Origin of the sequence: Amycolatopsis thailandensis (assembly GCF_002234405.1) — a bacterium.
Taxonomy (GTDB): Bacteria; Actinomycetota; Actinomycetes; order Mycobacteriales; family Pseudonocardiaceae; genus Amycolatopsis; species Amycolatopsis thailandensis.
Genome location: NZ_NMQT01000057.1, coordinates 1 through 19,112, shown reverse-complemented (window position 1 = coordinate 19,112; position 19,112 = coordinate 1). Strand labels below are relative to the sequence as shown.

The following is a 19,112-nucleotide window of genomic DNA, read 5'->3' as shown; positions in this document are numbered from 1 at the left end:
CATGAGGACCTGGTTGCTGATCGCGCTGGTGGTCGCCGCGGTGGTCGTGATCGTCGTGCGCCGGCTGCGCGGGGAGCCGCTGGTCGCCCGCGATGTGTTCGGGGCGCCGGTGATCCTGCTCGCGATCGGGGTCTACGGCCTGGCCAAGCTGGAGATCTTCACCTTCACGGACGGCCTCTGGCTCGTGCTGGGCTCCGCGGTCGGCTGCGGGCTCGGCGCGGTGCGCGCCACCACCACGAAGCTGTTCGAGCGCGAAGGTGTGCTCTGGCTGCGCTACACCGGCTGGACGTTCGGCGTGTGGGTGCTCTCGCTGCTGGTGAACTTCGGGATCGGGTTCCTGGCCACCACGGCCGGGGTGCATCCCGACGCGCGGCCGGTGACGTTGTCGATCGGCGTCAGCCTGCTGGGGGAGGCCCTGGTGATCGGCAAACGCGCGAAGACGACGGGACTGCCGTTCGCCCCGCCGTCCGAGTCGCTGCTTTCGCGCCGTTAAGCCAGTTTCCCGACTTCGCCGACGAGGAGGGCGATGTCGTCCTCGGTGTTGAAGTAGTGCACCGAGGACCGGACCAGCGACGGCAGCCCGCGGTCGGCGAAGTCGAACTGGGCGGACGTCGCCTCCGTGACGCTGACGTTGATCTTCGCCGCCGCCAGGCGCTGTTTCACCTCCTGCGAGGGCGTTTTCGCCACGCTGAACGTGACGATCCCGCACTGCCGGGTGCCCTGGTCGTGCACCTGGACGCCGGGGATCTCGCGGAGCGCGTCGCGCAGCTTCGCCGCGAGCGCGGCGACACGGGCCTCGATAGCGGGCATGCCCCATTCGAGGGCGTAGTCGATCGCCGCGCCGAGCCCGTGCAAGGCGGCGTGATCGCGTTCCCAGACCTCGAACATCTTCGCCGTCGAGTCGACTTCGTAGGTTTCGGGCGCGGTCCACACCGCCGAGTGGAGGTCGAGCATCGCGGGCTCGACGCGCTCGCGCAGCCGCGGGTGCGCGTACAGGAATCCGGTGCCGCGCGGCCCGCGCAGGTACTTGCGGCCGGTCACGCTGAGCGCGTCGCAGTTCAGGCGCGCGACGTCGAGGTCGAGCTGGCCGGCGCTCTGGCACGCGTCCAGCAGGAACGGGATCCCGGCCGCCCGCGCGACCGCGCCGATCTCCTCGGCGGGGTTCACCAGTCCGCCCTGGGTCGGCACGTGGGAGACGGCGATCAGCTTGACGTCGCCGTCGACGCGGCGCTTGAGATCCTCGACGTCCAGCTGCCCGGACTCGTCGTTGTCGACCACCTCGACGACGGCGCCGGTGCGCTTCGCGATCTGGAGAAAGGAGATGACGTTGCTCGCGTACTCGGACTTCGCCGTCAGGATCCGGTCTCCCGCGGCGAACGGAAGCGCGTAGAAGACCGCCTGCCAGGACCTGGTCGCGTTGTCGGTCAGCGCGATGTCGCCGGGTTCGGCTCCGACGAGCCGGGCGGCCGAGGCGTAGACGCCGTTCATCCGCTCCGCGGTCGCCGCGGCCTGCTCGTATCCGCCGATCAGGGCCTCCTCGCGGAGGTAGTCCACGACGGTGTCGGTGACCCGCGAGGGCGGCAGGGACGATCCGGCGTTGTTGAGGTGGACCACTTCCGCGCAGCCCGGCGTCTCGACCCGAGCGCGGTTCACATCGAAGTCCGTCATGCCTAACTGAATACAGTACGTCCGAAGTGCATGCAATACTGTCCGCATGACGAGGAACCTGCTCCGGCGCGACCTCGCGGAGGAGATCACCGCCCGCGTGCTCGACGGCCGGATCGCCGCGGACAGCCGGATCAACGAGGTGCACCTCGCCCGCGAACTGGGCGTCAGCCGGACACCGTTGCGCGAGGCGCTGATCGGGCTGGCCGATCGCGGCCTGCTCGTCTCGGCGCCGAACCGGGGTTTCCTCGTGCCGCCGTTCGATCCCGAGGAGGCGCGGCAGCTGTACCCGCTCGTCGCGGAGCTGGAATCGCTCGCGTTGCGCTGGAGCTCGCCGCAGGACCTCGCCGGCCTCACCGGCGGCCTGGACCGGATCACCGCCGAGATGACCGCGGAACTCGATCGGCAGGGTGATTTGTCCACTTTGGACGACCGTTGGCACGCGCTGCTGGTCTCGCGCTGCACGAATCCGCATCTGCTGCGCCTGATCGAGCAGACGAAACCGCTGCTGAAGCGCTATGACGCCCGCTATTTCGGTGGCATCGAACGCTCACGGGAGAGTATCGATGAACACCTCCGGATCGCCGAGGCGATCCGCGTCTCCGACCTCGCGGCGGCCGTGGAGCTGCTCGCGCGGAACTGGGTGAAAACGTTGGCATATCTGGACGACATGGGGTGACACGATGTTCGTGACTGCACATCTGAGCGACAACCATCTCGACGGCGGGGAACGCGCCGACGAACGCACCGAACGGGTCATGCGGTACCTGGGCGGCCTGGCGACACCGGTCGACGCGATCCTGGTGACGGGCGACATCGCCGACCACGGCACGCTCGAGGAGTATCGGCGCGCGGCCGAACTGTTCAAGACCGACGTCCCGCTCTTCACCTGCCCCGGCAACCACGACAAACGCGGCCCGTTCCGTGAAGGGCTGCTCGGCCAGGCACCGGACGACGGGCCGGTCAACGTGGCCCACACCGTCGGCGACGTCACCTTCGTCATGGCCGACTCCAGCATCCCCGGCAAGCCGGACGGACAGTTCGACGACGAGACCATGGCCTGGCTGGACGGCGTGCTGGCCGACGGCGACGGCCCCGCCTTCATCGCCTTCCACCACCCGCCGGTCGCGCTCGGCCTGCCGTTGGTGGACGCGATGCGCCAGTACGGCGAAGACAGGCTGGCAGAGGTGCTCGCCCGCCACCCGCGAGTGGTGGCCCTGCTCTGCGGGCATGTGCACGCCTCGGCGTCGACGACGTTCGCGGGTGTGCCGCTGCGGTCGGCGCCCTCGGTGGGATCGAGCATCCTGCTCCCGTGGGAGGAGAACGGTCTCCGGCCGTGGGGTGAAGGCGGGCCGATCGACTACGATCTGCCGCCGTCGCTGCTGTTCCACGTGCTGCACGACGACGGCAGGCTGACCACTCACCAGCGAGTGGTCCCGGCTTAGCCCGCGAACACCGGCAGCGTGATCCGGGACGGGTGCGCGGGGTCGTGGAAGATCTCGAACCGCGCGGGTTTCCCGTCCACCGCGCTGAAAACCGGTTCGCCGGTGCCGTGGTTGCGGGCGAAGCGCGGGAACGCTCCGCCCGCGACCTGCAGCCGCAGGCGATGCCCGCGCCGGAACCGGTAGGCGGTCGGGTCGAGCTGGACCTCGGCCGCCACCACACCGTCCACATCGGACCCGGGACTGCCGGGGCGCAGGCGGAGGATGCCGTCGGTGACGTTGCGGGAGACCCCGCGGCCGTCGACGTCGCACAGCCGGACGTAGACGTCGCCGTGCCCGAGGTCGGTCCGGACGTGCACCAGCGCGGAGATCTCGCCTATGACGTCGAGGTCGCGCTTCAGCCTGTCGCCGGTGAAGAGCAGCACGTCGCGGCGCACTTCGACGTCCTTGTTGTCCTGCTGTTTCTGCACACCCGAAAGCAAGGGACCGCCGACGGCAGGCGTCGGGTCGGCCGGGTCGAAGGTGAACGTGCCCGGCTTCGACTCGACGGGCTCGGCGGGGGAAAGCCCGCCGGGACGCAGGAAGTACGGGGTCGTGTCGGACTTCGGCGGCCAGCTTTCGAAGTCCAGCCAACGTCCTGAGCCTTGGAGGTACAGGCGTACGGGCGCTTGCCTCAGCGGCGCGCGATCGCCGAGCAGATGCGCGGAGAGGAAGCCGATCTGGTCGGTGATCAGGGTTTTCAGGCTGGCGAGCTCGCCGTGCGCCCACGGGCCGATGGTGATCCGCGGCTCGCGACCGGCGGCCGCGAGCTCCTTGAAATCGCGCAGCTGGGCGGCGATGAACAGGTCGTACCAGCCGGTCACCATGCTCACCGGCGTGGTCAGCCCGGCGACTTCGGCGCTGTGATCCGCCGGCGCCCAGAAGTCGTCGCCCGGTTCGGCGTGCTCGGAGACGTCCTGCAGGAACCGCACCTGCTTGCCGATGGCCTCGACGTCGGCGCCGGAAACCGGCAGATGCGCCATGGCCCGCCGGGTCTTCTTCGTCTGCCAGGGATTCGGCAGGCCCGCGAACCGGCCCTCCTGGCGGCCGATCAACGACGACCACGAAACCATGTTGTCGACCGCGAGGATCCCGCCGGGATAGAAGGCCGAGGTGAACTCCGACGCGGTGACGCCGAGACAGATCGCTTCGAGCGGCTCGTCGAGGTACGGCGCGACGGCCCATTGCGTGTGGCCGAGGTAGCTCGCGCCCGCCATCGCGACCCGCCCGTCGCACCACGGCTGCTCGCGCAGCCAGGCGACGGTCGCGAGGCCGTCTTCCTTCTCCAGATGGAACGGCCGGAACTCGCCACCGGAGCCGAAGGTCCCGCGCGTGCTCTGGAGGACCACCTGGAGCCCGTGCCGGGCGAACGTCTCGCCGAAGATCTTGCCCATCACGCCCTTGCGGCCGTACGGCGTGCGGATCAGCACCACCGGCCGCGGCTCGTCGCCGGGGACGGCGTAGCGGTCCGCCAGCAGCCGGACGCCGTCGGGCATCGGGACTGGGATCGCCTTGGTCACCGAGGGGGCTGGCCCTTCGGCCGCGGGAAGGCCGAGGTACCGGTCGAGAAGTCGGTCGAGCACGCTGGGGCCGCCTTTCGTGCGGAGGATCACCTTCCGCTTACGACCGTACCCGCGTCGGCGGCCTGAGGGAGTCCCGTACGTGTCATGAGGGGTCCCCTTCGGACGAAAATTGTCCCAAGGGGACCCCTCATGACACCGGGCGCGGGGCAGACCGCCCGGTACCGCCCCGCTGGTCTCAGGAAAGCCGCGCGAGCGTCTCCGGCTTCAGCAGCTTCGCCAGCTCTTCGGCGGGAAGAAGGCCCTTCTCGACGACGAGCTCAGCCACGCCGCGCCCGGTCTCCAGCGCCTCCTTGGCGATCTCGGTCGCCGCCGCGTACCCGATGCTCGGGTTGAGCGCGGTCACCAACCCGATCGAGTTCTCGACGTAGCCCCGCATCACGTCGGCGTTCGCGGTGATCCCGGAGACGCACCGTTCCGCCAGCACGAGGCAGGCCGACCGCAGATGCGTGATGCTCTCCGAAAGCGAGTGCAGGATCAGCGGCTCGAACGCGTTGAGCTGCAGCTGGCCCGCTTCGGCCGCCATCGTCACCGCGACGTCGTTGCCGATGACCTCGAACGCGACCTGGTTGACCACCTCGGGGATCACCGGGTTGATCTTGCCGGGCATGATCGACGACCCCGCCTGCACCGGCGGCAGGTTGATCTCGTTAAGCCCCGCTCGGGGGCCGGACGAAAGCAGCCGCAGATCGTTGCAGCTCTTCGAGAGTTTCACCGCGATCCGCTTGAGCACACCGGAAAGGTGCACGAAAGCGCCGCAGTCCTGTGTCGCCTCGACGAGGTCGGCGGCGGTCACGACGGGCAGCCCGGTGATCTCGCGCAGGTGCGCGACGGCGGCTTCGGCGTATCCGGGCGCGGCGTTGAGGCCGGTGCCGATCGCGGTCGCGCCGAGGTTGATCTCGTGCAGCAGCGTCACCGCCTCGGTGAGCCGTAGCCGGTCTTCGCCGAGCATGACCGCGTAGGTGCCGAACTCCTGTCCCAGCGTCATCGGGACGGCGTCCTGCAACTGCGTGCGGCCCATCTTCAGCAGGTCGTGGAACTCGACGGCCTTGGCCGCGAACGCCTGCTCCAGCACGACCATCGCCTCGGCGAGTTCCCGGACGGCGATGATCGTGGCGACGTTGACCGCGGTCGGGTAGGCGTCGTTGGTCGACTGCCCGAGGTTCACGTGCTCGTTCGGGTGCACGCGGGCGTAGTCGCCCTTGCCGTGCCCGAGCAGTTCGAGCGCGCGGTTCGCGATCACCTCGTTGGCGTTCATGTTCGTCGAGGTGCCCGCGCCGCCCTGGATGACGTCGACGACGAACTGGTCGTGCAGCGCGCCTTCGCGGATCTCGCGGCACGCCCGGCGGATCGCGTCGGCGACGTCCGGTTCCAGCAGGCCGAGGTCGGCGTTGGCGCTCGCGGCCGCCTCCTTGACCGACGCGAGCGCCTCGATCAGATGCGGGTACGCGGAGATCGCGGTGCCGGTGATGGGGAAGTTCTCCCTGGCGCGGGCGGTGTGCACACCCCAGTAGGCGTCGGCCGGGACTTCCTTGTCTCCCAGCAGATCGTGTTCCACGCGGTGCATCTGTCGCTCCTCAGGCGGCGAGGTGGTGGTCGGCGAGCGCGCCGGTCACGCGCAGACCGGGGAACGGCTCCAGGACGTCTTGTTCGACGCCGCACAGCGCGAGCGCGGCGGCGAGCACCGGCTTCCGCGCGCGGTCACCGCCGTCGGCGATCTTGATCGCGATGGCCGTCCCGTCCGGCAACGCGGCGACCTGGACGGCTTCGAAACCGTCCTTGGCGATCAGCCCGGGCACCGCGCGCATGAGCGCGGTGACGTCGCGACGGGTGCCGGCGACCAGTTCCGGATGCTTCCGGATCCCTTCGGCGACAAGGCTTTCCGGAGTGCCGGTGGAAGCCGCAGCGATCTTGCCGACGGCCCTGGCGAGTCCGCGCAGCGAGACCGCGAACAGGGGAGCGCCGCAGCCGTCGACGGCGACCTTCGGGATCCGCTGCCCGGTCAGGTCCTCGACGCACTCCGCGATCGCGCGCTGCAAGGGGTGCCCCGGATCCAGGTAGTCCTTTGTGGACCAGCCGTGCAGGCGGCAGGTCGCGAGCATCGCGGCGTGCTTGCCGGAACAGTTGTGCGCCAGTCTCGAAGCCGGCCGCCCCGCGACGATCCAGCCGTCGCGCTCGACGGGGTCGAACGGCAGGTCTTCCGGCGTTCGCAGGTCTTCCGCGGTGAGCCCGGCGCCGTCGAGCGTCCTGAGCGCCTCGGCGAGGTGGATCTCCTCGCCCGAGTGGCTGGCCGCGCCGACGGCGAACCCGGCGGGGCTCAGCTCGACGCCTAGTCGCGCCATCGCCGTGGCCTGCAAGGGTTTCGCCGCCGAACGCGGGTAGAACGCCGCCTCGATGTCACCGGCGGAGAACAGCACCCGGCCGTCCGGGGCGAGCACCACGGCCGAACCGTGGTGCACCCCCTCGACCATTCCGTCGCGAAGGAGGTGCACCAGCGGTTCGTGGGCGGGAACGCGGATCTCGGGGATCACAGCTTCGTCTTTTCGAAGACGTCCATGTTGATCCGCTTGCGGACCCCGAACCAGCCCGCCACCAGCGCGAGCCCGATGACGGGCAGGCAGTACAGGGTGATCCGGCCGACCTCGTCGAAGCCCATCAGCACCACGACGGCGACGAGGAAGACCAGCGTCGCGATCTCGGTGTAGGGAGAGAACGGCAGACGGTAGGACGGGCGCTCGACCTCGCCGAGTTTGGCCTTGCGCACGAACAGCAGATGCGAAAGGACGATGATCGCCCAGGTGCCGAGGATGCCGACGGCGGCGAAGTTCAGCACGATCTCGAAGGCCTGGCTCGGCACGACGGCGTTCAGGCCGACACCGACGACGCAGACCGCGGAGGTGAGCAGGATCCCGCCGTAGGGCACGTGGTTCTTGTTCATCACGCCGGTGAACTTCGGCGCGGACCCGGCCAGCGACATCGACCGCAGGATGCGGCCGGTGGAGTAGAGCCCCGAGTTCAGGCTGGACAGCGCCGCTGTCAGCACCACCAGGTTCATCACATTGCCCGCCTGCGGCACACCGACATGCGAAAGCACGGTGACGAACGGGCTCTCGCTCTTCGAGTAGGAGCTCCACGGCATGAGCATCGCCAGCAGGACCACCGAACCGACGTAGAAGACCGCGATCCGCCACATGATCGAGTTGATCGCCTTCGGCATGATCTTGCGCGGGTTCTCCGTCTCGCCGGCGGCGACGCCGACCAGTTCGACCGAGGCGTAGGCGAACACGACACCCTGGATGATCAGCACCATCGGCAGTACTCCGGCGGGGAAGAAACCGCCGTTGTCGGAGATCAGCGAGAACCCGGGCACGGTGCCGTCGATCGGCTGCTGGGTCACCAGCAGCCAGATCCCGATCCCCATGAAGGTCACCAGCGCGGCGACCTTGATGATGGCGAACCAGAACTCCATCTCGCCGAACAGCTTCACCGAGACCATGTTCAGCGCCAGCACCACGGCGAGCGCGATCAGCGCCAGCACCCACTGCGGGATCGGCGTGAAGAACGACCAGAAATGCGCGTACAGCGCGATCGCGGTGATGTCCGCGATACCGGTCGTCGACCAGTTCAGGAAGTGCATCCAGCCCGCGACGAACGCGCCTTTCTCGCCCATGAACTCCCGGGCGTAGGAAACGAAGGCGCCGGAGGAGGGGCGGTACAGGATGAGTTCGCCGAGCGAACGCACCACGAAGAACGCGAAAAGGCCGCAGACCGCGTAAACGATCGCCAGCGCCGGGCCGGCTTGCGCGAGCCGTCCGCCCGCGCCGAGGAACAGGCCGGTGCCGATGGCGCCGCCGATCGCGATCATGTTGACGTGGCGGGGCTTCAACGCCTTGTCGTAGCCGGCGTCACCGGCGTCGGCCGGCACCGGCGCGGGTTTGCCGTCCGCGCTGAGGGTCTGTTCGGTCACGGTGTCAGTCGTCCTTGTTCTGGTGCGTCGTGTGGCTTGGCCGCACGATGGTGGTAAGCGCGTTCTCGACGTGCTCGAGATGGGAGGTCATCGCCGCGATGGCGTCCGCTTCGGACCCGGAGGCGATGGCGGTGACGATCTCACGGTGCTCGGTGTTCGAGCGGGTCCGACGGTCCCCCAATTGGTTGAGAAAGGAGGACTGTCTGGCCAGCGCGTCCCGGATCTCTTCGATGACCTTGCCGAACACCGGGTTGCCCGAGGCCTGGGCGATGGTGATGTGGAACAGCGAGTCCAGCGCCACCCACGCGGTGTTGTCGGTTTCGAGGTCCATCCGCTCGACGAGGTGACCGAGCAGATCGAGGTCGTCGGTGCTGCGGCGCACGGCGGCGTAGCCGGCGACGGGGATCTCGACGTGGCGCCGGACCTCGAAAAGGTCGCGGGCCGAGTAGGTCCCGAAGGTGGGATTCTCGACCGGCCCGGTGGCGGTCACGAAGGTCCCTTTGCCCGTTTTGGACACGGTGAGCCCGAGCGCTTGCAATCCGCGCAGCGCTTCGCGGACGACCGAACGGCTGACCTCGAACTCCTTGCCGAGCGCGGACTCCGACGGCAGCTTCTGGCCGACGGGGTACTCGCCGCGCTCGATGGCACCGCGGAGGTGGGCCAGAACGGCCTCCATCGCGCTGACGCGTCGTGGACCACCATGTCCGGCTGTCTGGCTGTCAGACAGGTTCATGAGACGAGATCGTGCGGTCGGGCCAACGCTTTGTCAAGCGATCGGCCGAGGGCGCCGATCCACGCTGCGAGGTCCGCGTCGACGCGGTAATCGGCTGAGAATTCGAACCCGTGCTGGGTGCCTTCGTGGGCGGGGAGTTCCGTGCTGACACCGGATTCCCGTGCGGGGGTGGCCAGTGTCACAACGTCGGTCAGATGGTCGTGAGTGGCGATTCGGGTTGGAGCGGACCGGTATTCGGTTACCTGCCGGGTTTGGGTTCGTGCCGGTCTGCTCGCGGGGTAGGTGTGATGGGGGAGGATTTCGGACGTCCGGTTTCTTCCCCGCTCGGCTGTCGGCAGTCGCTGAATCGGCACTTCCGGACCGGTATCCGCGTGGCCCTCCACGCTCGGGTCAGGCAACGACTGGCTTGCCGGAGGATCCCGGCGCAGCTGCTGCCGGGCCCAGTAGGTAGGCAATACCGGTCGGCCAGAACCCGAATCGCCACCTACGACCACCCCGGCCCACTCGGTGCCGTCTCGCCTCTCCAAGTACATGAAGGACCCCTTCACCGCGCCTAGCGCAATGAAGGACCCCTTCATGTACTTGGAGAGTGACCTTCACCCGAGTCCGCTGTGACGGCTGGTGCGTCTGTGGCGGACGTGGCGACCCGGAAGTCCGTGAAGGCCTCCTTCCCTACCTTCAGAGTAGGGAAGGGCCCTTCACGGACCGGACCTGAGATCGACCGCGGCCAAACCCCAGTAGGTGCCGAAGACACCCTCGGCCCTAAAGCGAAGCGCCACCCACGTCAGACCCGCTTGAGCGCGATCACCGGGAACGGCCTGCTGGTCTTCGACTGGTGCTCGGCCAGCCGAGGGAACGCCTTCGCCTGCTTCGCGAACAGACGGTCCCTCGCCGCTCCAGAGACCTCGACAGCGTGGGCGGTGAAGGCCTCTCCGTCCGCTTCGACGTCGACAGACGGCTCCGCGACCAGGTTGCGGTACCAGTCCGGATGCCCCGGAGCGCCGCCGTTCGCGGCGAACACGATGTAGCGGTCGTCGTCGGCCAGGAACAGCATCGGCGTCACGTGCCGTCGTCCGGTGCGGGCGCCGGTGGTGGTGAGCAGCAACGTCGGGAGACCGTCGCCGTGGCGGCCGTTCGCGCGGAACTCCGCGATCACTCGTTCGTTCATGGCCTGCAGGTCGATCATCAACTCTCCGGGCGGTTCGGTGATCTTGGCGGCTGGTCAGTCTGCCCATCCGCGCCCAGGTCGGCAAGCATTTTTCGATCATGGCTGCTCACAGCGCCGAAACTGTCGGTGCCGCTGGCGATACTGATCCCGTGTCCCCCGTCAGCCGCGGCCGCAAGCCCGCCAAAAGACCGAAGAACCAGCGCTCCCACCGGCCGCGTCCGCCCTTGGACGTGACCAGGGTGGAGCGCTGGCCGAAGCTGCTCCACGGACCAGTCGAGCTGTCGGACTGTGTCGTCCAAGGCCAGGTGGATCAGGACCTGGTGGTCCTGGCCGCCACGCTGACCGCCGGCAAACGCTCGGTGGGAGTCGAGGTCGTGGTCAACGATCGCGAGGTCGACGTGATCGAGCTCCATCCCGATCCCGAGGACGCCCTGGCGGTTCTCCGCAACGGCTTCGAGGTCACCGAGGCGCCGCTGACCCCCGAAGAGTTCCGGAGCCAGGTCGAAGCGGCGCTGATCGCCAGGGCGGATCATGACGCCTGGTTCCGGGAGAAGGTCCCCAAGCTCTCGGAGCTGGGGACCGATCCGAGGCCTGAGCTGCCCGAACGCGCGGCCCAGCTGCGCCGATGGCTCGGCTTGCCCGGCTACGAACCGTTGCCCCGCTTGTCGTCGGCCGATCCGCTGCCGCTCGTCCTGCCCTCGCCCGCGCCGGTCACCGGACTCTGGTTGGCGGTCGCCCTGTCCGAGCTGGACGAGGCGATTTGGCGGCGGCTCGAAGTCGGCTCCGACGTCACCCTCGCCGGACTGCACCGGATCCTCGCGGCCGCGTTCGACCGTGACGAACGGCAGGATCACCGGTTCGAGACCGCGTACGGAGGCTTCAGCGTCGATGCGTGGAGCGGTGAGGGCGACAGGCTGGACGACGAAGCGACCCTCGGCCAGGTCGTCACCTCGCCCGGCCACCGGCTCGTCTATGAGGCGGAGGGCTGGCGGCACTGGATCCGAGTGGAGAAGCTGGTCGGCCCGCCTCGCACGGCGAGTTGTCTCGACGGGGAGCGCGCCGCCCCGCCACCGGAATGTGACGACATGAGCGGTTACGAGATGTTGCTGGAAGCCCTGCGTGATCCGGACGACGAAGAGAACGAGGAACTGATCGAAGAGCTCGGCGGCCACGGCTTCGATCCGGAGTGGTTCGACAAGGAGGTGGTCGACGAACGGCTGGCCCGGCTGAGCTGACCCGGCGGGCCCGGCCTCGCTGCCCCGTTCGGGTGGCGACGGTTCCGGCGAGCCAACTGGATTTGATCTTGCTCGGCTAGCAGACTCGGCACTGGCCGAGGACCGCGTCCCCCCGCGAGTTGCTGATGATCATGAGAAGCCTAGGGTGGGAGGACCGGCCCGCGTCAAGCAGCCAGGGATCCGTCTGCCTAGGGGAGGTTTTCGCTGGTGTCGAACGATTCCTTCGTCCACCTGCATGTGCACACCGAGTACTCGATGCTCGACGGTGCGGCGAAGATCGCCCCCTTGTTCAAGGAGGCGGCGCGCCTGGGCATGCCCGCGGTCGGCATGACCGACCACGGGAACATGTACGGCGCGGACGAGTTCTACCAGCAGGCGGTCAAGCACGAGCTCAAGCCGATCATCGGCATCGAGGCCTACATCGCGCCGGAGAGCCGCTTCCACAAGAAGCCGGTCTTCTGGGGGCAGGCCAACCAGCGTGGCTCGGACGAGTTCGGTGAGGGCGGTGACGTCTCCGGTAGCGGTTCGTACACCCACATGACGATGCTCGCCGAGAACTCCACCGGCCTGCGCAACCTGTTCAAGCTCTCTTCGCTCGCGAGCATGCAGGGGTACTACCGCAAGCCCCGGATGGACCGCGAGCTGATCGCGGAGAACCACCAGGGCATCATCGCGACCACCGGCTGCCCGTCCGGCGAGGTCCAGACCCGGCTGCGGCTGGGGCAGCGCACCGAAGCGATCCAGGCCGCTTCGGACTACAAGGACATCTTCGGCGGCGACAACTTCTTCCTCGAACTGATGGACCACGGCCTGCCGATCGAGCGGTCGGTCCGCGAGGGCCTGCTCGAGATCGGCAAGCTGCTCGACCTCAGGCCGCTGGCCACCAACGACTCGCACTACGTCACCAAGGACCAGGCCGACACCCACTCCGCGCTGCTGTGCGTGCAGGCGGGCAAGACGCTGAACGACCCGAACCGGTTCAAGTTCGACGGTGACGGCTACTACCTGAAGTCGGCCGCCGACATGCGCGAGTACTGGGACAAGGAAGTCCCCGGCGCCGCCGACTCGACGCTGCTGATCGCCGAGCGCGTCGAGTCCTACAAGGACGTCTACACGCACAAGGACCGGCTGCCGTTCTTCGAGGTCCCCGAAGGCTACGACCAGGGCACCTGGCTGCGGGAAGAGGTCGCGCGCGGTCTCAAGTGGCGGTATCCGGAGGGCGTCCCGGACGAGTACTACAACGAGCGCATCGAGATCGAGCTCGACGTCATCATCGGGAAGGGCTTCCCCGCCTACTTCCTCATCGTCGCCGACCTCATCAACTACGCCCGCAAGGTCGGCATCCGTGTCGGTCCCGGCCGTGGTTCCGCCGCCGGTTCGCTGGTCGCGTACGTCCTCGGTATCACCAACCTGGACCCGATCCCGCAGAAGCTGCTGTTCGAGCGGTTCCTGAACCCCGAGCGCGTCTCGATGCCCGATATCGACATCGACTTCGACGACCGCCGTCGCGGCGAGATGATCCGGTACGCCACCGACAAGTACGGCGTCGACAAGGTCGCGCAGGTCATCACCTTCGGCACCATTAAGACCAAGGCGGCCATCAAGGACTCCGCGCGGGTCCACTTCGGCCAGCCGGGGTACGCGATCGCGGACCGGATCTCCAAGGCCCTGCCGCCGCCGATCATGGCGAAGGACATCCCGCTTTCGGGCATCGTCGACTCGAAACACGAGCGGTACGGCGAGGCCGCCGAGGTCCGCGCGCTCGTCGAGACCGACGAAGAGTGCAAGACGATCTTCGAGACCGCCCGCGGCCTCGAAGGGCTGATCCGCAACGCGGGCGTCCACGCCTGCGCGGTCATCATGTCCTGCGACCCGCTGACCGACGCCATCCCGCTGTGGCAGCGCGACGACGGCTCGATCATCACCGGCTGGGACTACCCGTCGTGCGAGAACATCGGCCTGCTGAAGATGGACTTCCTGGGCCTGCGGAACCTCACCGTCATCGGTGACGCGATCGACAACATCAAGAGCAACCGCGGGATCGACATCGACCTCGACACTCTCGGCGTCGAAGACCCGGAGACGTACAAGCTGCTCGCCAGGGGAGACACGCTCGGCGTGTTCCAGCTGGACGGCGGGCCGATGCGGGATCTGCTGCGCCGGATGCAGCCGACGGTCTTCGACGACATCGTGGCGGTGGGCGCGCTGTACCGCCCCGGCCCGATGGGCATGAACGCGCACAACGACTACGCCGACCGCAAGAACAATCGGCAAAAGGTCAAGCCGATCCACCCACAGCTCGAAGAGCCCCTGAAGGAGATCCTGGCCGACACTTACGGCCTGATCGTCTATCAGGAGCAGATCATGCACATCGGCCAGAAGGTGGCCGGGTACACGATGGGCCGCGCGGACGTGCTCCGCCGGGCCATGGGTAAGAAGAAGAAGGAAGTCCTCGATCTCGAGTACGAGGGCTTCGAGGCCGGGATGAAGGCCAGCCCGCTGGTCGAAGGCGGGTTCTCGCCGGATGCGGTGAAAGCGCTGTGGGACACGATCCTCCCGTTCGCCGGCTACGCGTTCAACAAGAGCCACGCGGCCGCGTACGGCCTGATCTCGTACTGGACCGCGTACCTCAAGGCGAACTTCACGCCGGAGTACATGGCCGCGCTGCTCACCTCGGTCGGTGACAACAAGGACAAGTCCGCGGTCTACCTCTCGGAATGCCGCCGTCTCGGGATCAAGGTGCTCCCGCCGGACGTCAACGAGTCGGCGCTGAGGTTCGCGGCCGTCGGGGAGGACATCCGCTTCGGCATGGGCGCCGTCCGCAACGTGGGCGCGAACGTCGTCGAGTCGATCATCAAGACCCGCGCGGAGAAGGGGAAGTACTCCTCCTTCACCGACTTCCTCGACAAGTCCGAACTGGTGGCCTGCAACAAGCGGGTCATCGAATCGCTGATCAAGGCGGGCGGATTCGACTCGCTCGGCAACTCCCGGCTTTCGATGATCCAGGTGCACGAGGACGCGGTCGAGGCCGTCGTCCCGCTCAAGCGCCAGGAGGCGATGGGCCAGTTCGACCTCTTCGGCTTCGGCGGGGACGACGACGCGGAGGCCGCCGTGTCCTCTTCGCCGCTCGCGCATCTGAAGTTCGGCGAAGAGGAGTACCCACGCAAGCAACTCCTCGCCTACGAGCGGGAGATGCTCGGCCTCTACGTCTCGGCGCACCCGCTGGACGGCGCCGAACGCATCCTGCGCAAACACGCGCCGAGGCCGATCGCGGCGATCATCGCCGACCCGCCCAAGGAAGGCGAGCTGATCATCTCCGGGTTGATCACCTCGCTGGAACGCCGGGTCAACAAGAAGGGCGAGCCCTGGGCGATCTGCACCGTCGAGGACATGGACGCCTCACTGGAGGTCCTGTACTTCCCGAAGTCCTACGCGATGTTCTCCGCAGACCTCATCGAGGACAACGCCGTCCTGGTCAAGGGCCGGGTGAACTGGCGCGAAGACAAGATGTCCATCTTCGGCGGCGGGCTCGTGCCGCTCGACCTGTCCGAGGTCGGCAACGGTGACGACGACCTGCCGCTGGTCCTGCTGGCCGCCGCGGAGAAGATCGACCAGTCGGTGGTCAGCGAACTGAAACAGACCCTGCTGGCGCACAAGGGTGAGACCCCGGTGCACCTCAAGCTGGTCGGCAAGAACCAGACGGTCTTCGCGCTGTACGACTATCCGGTCAAGGTGACGTCGATGCTGATCGGTGAGCTCAAGGGCATCCCCGGGATCGCCGCCAGCACCTGATGAGCACCTACGAACCCGACCCCCGGCGCTGGAAGGCGCTCGCCGTCTCCCTCGCCGCCGGGTTCATGGGCCTGCTCGACGTCAGCATCGTCAACACGGCGCTGCCCTCGATCCAGAAGGACCTCGGCGCGTCGAGCGGCGGGATCCAGTGGGTCGTTTCCGGCTACGCGCTGGCCTTCGGGCTGGTGCTGGTGACCGGCGGCAGACTCGGCGACGCGCTCGGCCGCCGCCGCATGTTCCTGTTCGCGCTCGCCGCGTTCGTGCTGACCAGCGCGTTCGCCGGCGCGGCGCCGGACGAGACGACCCTGGTCGTCGCGCGGCTCCTGCAAGGTGTGGCGTCGGGGATGATGACGCCGCAGAACAGCGGGATGATCCAGGACCTGTTCCGCGGCGCGGAACGAGGCCGCGCGTTCGGCATGTTCGGCGCCACTGTCGGGATCTCGACCGCCGTCGGCCCGGTGCTCGGCGGCGTGATCCTCGCCGTCTTCGGCGACCCGGAAGGCTGGCGCTGGGTCTTCTACGTCAACGTGCCCATCGGGATCCTGGCGTTCACCCTGGCCTTGAGATGGCTCCCGAAAGCGGAGAAACCGGCGAGCAGCCTGCGGGGCGAGATCGACTTCGTCGGCATCATGCTGCTGGGTGTCGCCGTGCTCGGCGTCCTGCTCCCGCTGATCGAATCCGAACAAGGCGGGCTGAGCGGCCTGTGGTGGCTGTTCGCCGTCGCGGTGGTCTTCGGCTTCGCGTTCGTGCGCTGGGAACGCTCGATGGTCCGGCGCGGCCGTCCGCCGCTGCTGGACACCCGACTGTTCACCGGCACCCCCGGCTACGCCACGGGTGCCGCCGTCGGTGCCCTTTACTTCAGCGGATTCACCGGCATGTGGCTGGTCTTCGCCATCTTCTTCCAGCAGGGCCTCGGCTACACGCCACTGCAATCCGGGCTCGCCGTCACCTCCTTCGCCCTCGGCTCGGCCGTTTCGGCGGCGATCGCGGGACGACTGGTGCCGAAGTGGGGCCGCAAGCTCACCGTCACCGGGCTGGTCATGGTGATCACCGGGATGGTCACGGTCGCCGTCCTCGCCGGTCAGGATCCCGGTGCCGCGGCAGGCTGGTGGTTCGCGCTGCCGTTGCTCGTCGCCGGCGTCGGTGGCGGAATGGTCATCTCACCCAACACCACACTGACCCTGGAATGCGTCCCGACCTCGATGGCGGGGGTGGCCGGGGGAGCGCTGCAGACCGGGCAGCGCATCGGCACCGCGATCGGCACGGTCGTGCTGGCCTCGGTCTTCCACGCGGTACTGGGCGCGAACGGTGGTTACCCGTCGGCGCTGACCGCGGCGATGCTGTGCGCCGCGGGCTTGACGTGCTCGGCGCTCTTACTCGCCGTGATCGAGCTCCGCGCGCGCCGGAAGCGGCGTTCGCTCACTGATCGGGAGGACGCCGCCAGGGCTGCCGCCGACAGTCAACGCGGCTGAGTCATCCGTGCGTACCGATGACTACGTTCGGCAAGACTCGATGCTCCATCCGAGTGACTGAGGCTGTCATCCCCTGGTGCTACTCAGAGCAACCGGGTAGACCTTACGGAGCCTTCACTGCTGTGTCATGGCTACCGACAGTGGTATTTCTGTCGATCGATCGGGGATGGATCGATCGGCGAAGCGATCGTGGCGAGTCCGGAGTTCTCAGGAATGGACACCCACGGTCACGAACCGGTGGACAGCCGTCGGCGTCCGCGGGGGACCGTTCGGCGGCAGCCGGCTCACCACCACTGACGAGCCGAGTCCCGGTGAGGCATTCGCGCGGGTGGGTCCGTGCGGGGTCGCCTGGGGAGGTGCACCCGGTCCGGACCCACCCGCCGCGCGTTTCTCCGAGTGTGTGAACCGCCTCCGGCTGCGAAGATCTTCGCGAGTCCGAGAGTGCGAGGAGCGGTGATGGCGGAGAGTTCTGGGCGGAATCGGCTGCGGGTCTGGTACCGGCCGATGACGATGCGCGATTCCGGTGAGGGACATCGGGTCGCGACCCCGTTGGAGCTGCTGTTCGACCTGTGTTTCGTGGTCGCCGTCGCGCAGGCCGCCGCCGGTCTGCACCACGCGATCGCCGAGAACCACATCGGGCACGGGGTGCTCAGCTTCGGGATGGTGTTCTTCGCGATCTGGTGGGGCTGGCTGAACTTCAGCTGGTTCGCGTCGTCGTTCGACACCGACGACGTCCCGTACCGGGTGGTCACCCTCGTGCAGATCGCCGGCGGGCTGACCGTCGCCGCCGGTGTCTCGTCCGCCTTCGAAGGCGACTTCAGGATCATGGTCGCCGGCTACGTCCTGATGCGCCTCGCGATGGTCGTCCAATGGCTGCGTGCCGCCAGGACCGATCCGCAGTGCCGCCCGGCCGCACTCCGGTACGCCGTCGGCATCACGATCGTCCAGATCCTGTGGATCGTGCGGCTCAGCCTGCCGGACTCGCTGGGACTGCCGTCGTTCTTCGTGCTCCTGGTGGCCGAACTCGCGGTCCCGGTGATCGCCGAACGCAAACGCTGGACCGGCTGGCACCCGCATCACATCGCCGAGCGATACGGCCTGTTCACCATCATCGTGCTGGGTGAATCGATCCTCGGCGCGACCACCGCCGTCAAGGAAGGGCTGGACGAGGGCGAGCACACCGGCAGCCTGATCTCGCTCGCCGCCGCGGGGCTCGTGCTGGTCTTCTCCCTGTGGTGGTTGTACTTCGACCAGCCGGGCCACGTCCGGCTGGAGAAGGCGAAAAGCCTGTTCACCGTCGCGAGCTGGGGCTACGGGCACTACCTGATCTTCGCGTCGGCGGCCGCGCTCGGCGCCGGCCTCGAAGTCGCGGTCGACTACGACACCCACACCGGTCACGTCGCTTCGCTGCCCGCCGCCATGGCGACGACCGTGCCCGTCGCGATCTACCTGCTGAGCGTCTGGCTGATGCACATCGGCCCCACCAACGAATGCCGTCCGATCGCGATCGGCTTCCCGGTGACCGCGGTGCTCGTGCTCGCCGCGTCGTTCACGCCCGCGCCCATCCACATCACCGCCGGACTCGCCGCGGCGCTCGTCGTGCTGACGGTGGTCGCCACGCACGGAGAGCCGGTTCCGGGGGAGACAGCGCCCGAGGGGTAGATCGACGCAGGTCAGAGCGTCGGCGCGAAAAAAGGGACCCCCCTGTAAACGCCGGTTTCGGGCCGTGTAATGTTCTCTTCGTCGCCAGGGAAACCGAGCGGCCGCCGGGAACACGAACCAAGCTCCCATCGGATGGTGGTAGAGTGGGTGGTCCCGAACCGGAGAGGTAACTCTACCCCCGCTGAAACGGCAGTTTCGAGCAGGTGCTAGGGTGTGCTCCGGACAAAAGCCAAGAAATAACTGCTTCAGATAAGGCCGTGTAGCCACGGTGCGATCTGGGGTGTGTTGCTTGAGAACTCAACAGTGTGCTAGTGAACTAAGCCAGTAGAGCTTATGTATATGTAACCTCGTATGAGG

At 67.9% G+C, this 19,112-nt stretch carries 14 protein-coding genes; 7 read left to right on the top strand and 7 right to left on the bottom strand.

Annotated elements, in window-relative coordinates; genetic code table 11:
- The first annotated feature begins 1 nt into the window (after position 1).
- On the top strand, positions 2-493 hold the full coding sequence (locus CFP71_RS16415) for a DUF1453 domain-containing protein (protein ID WP_093934724.1): 492 nt from the start codon (positions 2-4) through the stop codon (positions 491-493).
- Here CFP71_RS16415 and CFP71_RS16410 read toward each other — a convergent pair.
- Complete coding sequence (locus CFP71_RS16410) at positions 490-1,668, bottom strand: aminotransferase class V-fold PLP-dependent enzyme (RefSeq protein WP_093934723.1); 1,179 nt, start codon at positions 1,666-1,668, stop codon at positions 490-492. The two genes, CFP71_RS16415 and CFP71_RS16410, sit on opposite strands and share 4 nt — an antisense overlap.
- Before the next feature lie 46 nt (positions 1,669-1,714).
- On the opposite strand from CFP71_RS16410, the gene CFP71_RS16405 reads away from it, so the two are divergent.
- Complete coding sequence (locus CFP71_RS16405; protein WP_093934722.1) at positions 1,715-2,344, top strand: GntR family transcriptional regulator; 630 nt, start codon at positions 1,715-1,717, stop codon at positions 2,342-2,344.
- Positions 2,345-2,348: 4 nt separating this feature from the next.
- Positions 2,349-3,110, top strand: a complete 762-nt coding sequence (locus CFP71_RS16400; protein ID WP_093934721.1) for a metallophosphoesterase — start codon at positions 2,349-2,351, stop codon at positions 3,108-3,110.
- Here CFP71_RS16400 and CFP71_RS16395 read toward each other — a convergent pair.
- From CFP71_RS16395 to CFP71_RS16365, 6 genes are all read right to left on the bottom strand, one after another.
- Positions 3,107-4,729: a CocE/NonD family hydrolase gene (locus tag CFP71_RS16395; protein ID WP_093934775.1), complete on the bottom strand. Its 1,623-nt coding sequence runs from the start codon at positions 4,727-4,729 to the stop codon at positions 3,107-3,109. The genes CFP71_RS16400 and CFP71_RS16395 overlap by 4 nt on opposite strands.
- Before the next feature lie 175 nt (positions 4,730-4,904).
- Complete coding sequence (gene aspA, locus CFP71_RS16390) at positions 4,905-6,293, bottom strand: aspartate ammonia-lyase (RefSeq protein WP_093934720.1); 1,389 nt, start codon at positions 6,291-6,293, stop codon at positions 4,905-4,907.
- Positions 6,294-6,303: 10 nt separating this feature from the next.
- Positions 6,304-7,257 carry an asparaginase gene (locus tag CFP71_RS16385; RefSeq protein WP_093934719.1) on the bottom strand — a complete coding sequence of 318 codons (954 nt, stop codon included), beginning with the start codon at positions 7,255-7,257 and terminating at the stop codon, positions 6,304-6,306.
- Positions 7,254-8,693: an amino acid permease gene (locus CFP71_RS16380; protein WP_093934718.1), complete on the bottom strand. Its 1,440-nt coding sequence runs from the start codon at positions 8,691-8,693 to the stop codon at positions 7,254-7,256. Before CFP71_RS16380 ends, CFP71_RS16385 begins: the two co-directional genes overlap by 4 nt.
- A 4-nt stretch (positions 8,694-8,697) precedes the next feature.
- Positions 8,698-9,369: a FadR/GntR family transcriptional regulator gene (locus CFP71_RS16375; protein WP_093934717.1), complete on the bottom strand. Its 672-nt coding sequence runs from the start codon at positions 9,367-9,369 to the stop codon at positions 8,698-8,700.
- 841 nt (positions 9,370-10,210) lie between these two features.
- Positions 10,211-10,612 carry a nitroreductase/quinone reductase family protein gene (locus tag CFP71_RS16365; RefSeq protein WP_093934715.1) on the bottom strand — a complete coding sequence of 134 codons (402 nt, stop codon included), beginning with the start codon at positions 10,610-10,612 and terminating at the stop codon, positions 10,211-10,213.
- Positions 10,613-10,743: 131 nt separating this feature from the next.
- On the opposite strand from CFP71_RS16365, the gene CFP71_RS16360 reads away from it, so the two are divergent.
- The 4 genes from CFP71_RS16360 (at position 10,744) to CFP71_RS16345 (ending at position 18,755) form a co-directional block, all read left to right on the top strand.
- Positions 10,744-11,829 carry a plasmid pRiA4b ORF-3 family protein gene (locus CFP71_RS16360; protein WP_244199711.1) on the top strand — a complete coding sequence of 362 codons (1,086 nt, stop codon included), beginning with the start codon at positions 10,744-10,746 and terminating at the stop codon, positions 11,827-11,829.
- Positions 11,830-12,036: 207 nt separating this feature from the next.
- Positions 12,037-15,621, top strand: a complete 3,585-nt coding sequence (dnaE, locus tag CFP71_RS16355; protein ID WP_093934714.1) for a DNA polymerase III subunit alpha — start codon at positions 12,037-12,039, stop codon at positions 15,619-15,621.
- On the top strand, positions 15,621-17,093 hold the full coding sequence (locus CFP71_RS16350) for an MFS transporter (protein WP_093934713.1): 1,473 nt from the start codon (positions 15,621-15,623) through the stop codon (positions 17,091-17,093). Before dnaE ends, CFP71_RS16350 begins: the two co-directional genes overlap by 1 nt.
- Positions 17,094-17,549: 456 nt before the next feature.
- The gene (locus tag CFP71_RS16345; protein ID WP_093934712.1) at positions 17,550-18,755 is read left to right on the top strand and encodes a low temperature requirement protein A; all 1,206 of its coding nucleotides are present in this window, start codon (positions 17,550-17,552) and stop codon (positions 18,753-18,755) included.
- The last annotated feature ends 357 nt before the right edge of the window (positions 18,756-19,112 follow it).